This window comes from Vibrio sp. 704, assembly GCF_033339295.1.
This window is the reverse complement of sequence record NZ_JAWOUH010000196.1, coordinates 1-913: the sequence shown is the minus strand read 5'-3', so window position 1 is coordinate 913 and position 913 is coordinate 1. Positions and strand designations below refer to the sequence as shown.

Sequence of the window (913 nt, the reverse complement as noted above, 5' to 3'; positions counted from 1 at the left end):
AAAAATACTTATAAATCATAAAGATAAAAATTGGCACGTGTTCTGCAATACTAGAAATGCAAATGCATGGCAGCGTTTGTGCTTCTCGTTCTTTGTACCTGTAATGACAGGCACGTCCTTTGAATTGGTAATGTCGCCTCCCTCTGGGAGGCATTTTTTTATTTGCGCAAAAAGCTTTAGGACGTATTATCCGTCTACCTCTTTCAAACCGGAAATATTCAATTGAATCATCATCCTGTTCAAGGTGCTTCTTGGATGCTAACTGCAGGATTGGCATTCGCCATCGTGAATAGCTTTGCCCAAATCGCAAGCATCCACTTTGGTGTGTCTTCCACCACTTTTGCATTGTTTCAATACGCGATCGCGTTGTTCGTTATTCTTCCTTATCTAAGAACGCTAGGCATTCGACGCTCTTTGAGAACTCAACATTTTGGCTGGCACGCTTTTCGTATTTTTCTCTCTGTTATCGGTATCCAACTGTGGCTTTGGGCGCTCGCTTACCCTGTTCCGATTTGGCAAGGCATTGCGCTGCTAATGACTTCTCCGCTGTTTGCGACCGTAGGCTCAGGGCTTATCTTGAAAGAGAAAGTGGGCACCGCACGCTGGCTTGCCACACTAACTGGCTTTATCGGTGCCATGATCATCTTAGAGCCGTGGTCAGACTCCTTCACTTGGGCAACTCTACTGCCTGTTGGGGCGGCCTTCTTTTGGGCAGCGTATTCTTTGATGGTGAAAAAGATGTCGGTAAACGATCCACCGTCTACCATGGTGGTTTACTTGTTGTTACTGATCACGCCTTTCAATATTGTGCTAGCGATACCAAGCTTTACCATGCCTAATGACTGGACTATTTGGCTGATCCTTCTTTTTGCTGGTGCACTAACAGCATTAGCGCAATGGGCGATTGTGAAAG

General features: G+C 45.5%; 1 protein-coding gene. It reads left to right on the top strand.

All coding sequences use genetic code 11. The features are described 5' to 3' along the window. Window positions 1–255: 255 nt before the first annotated feature. Window positions 256–913 (top strand): DMT family transporter (locus R7R24_RS25420; protein ID WP_318119878.1); only part of this gene is annotated, 658 nt, incomplete at its 3' end.